This is a genomic window from Nonomuraea candida (genome assembly GCF_000725485.1).
GTDB classification, from domain to species: domain Bacteria; phylum Actinomycetota; class Actinomycetes; order Streptosporangiales; family Streptosporangiaceae; genus Nonomuraea; species Nonomuraea candida.
The window spans coordinates 1-298 of record NZ_JOAG01000171.1; the positions used below are offsets into that span (position 1 = coordinate 1).

The 298-nt window shown below is 71.1% G+C and carries 1 protein-coding gene; it reads right to left on the reverse strand.

Annotated elements, in window-relative coordinates; all coding sequences use genetic code 11:
- On the reverse strand, nt 1-246 hold a 246-nt coding region (locus IO39_RS43560; protein WP_245642609.1), incomplete at its 3' end, for a LysR substrate-binding domain-containing protein.
- Between the last annotated feature and the right edge of the window lie 52 nt (nt 247-298).

Here is a 298-nt window from a genome sequence, read left to right on the forward strand (position 1 = left end):
GGGCTCGTTGACGGGGAGCCAGATGAGTGCGACGTCGATCTCCCCGCCGCGCAGCGTGCCGAACGGGTCGCCGAAGTCGACGCTGCGGATCTGCAGGTCACACCCGGGGTGCCGGGCCCTGAAGGCGTCGAAGAGAGGCCGCAGGTCCTGCGGGTTGTGCCCGACCATGCCCAGCCGCAGCACCCCGGTGGTGCCCTGCGCGGCCCGGACGGCGCGCTCGATGCCCTCGCGCAACCCCTGGTACATGGGGTGAAGATCCGCGAACAACTGCCGGCCGATCGGCGTCAGGGCCACGTTA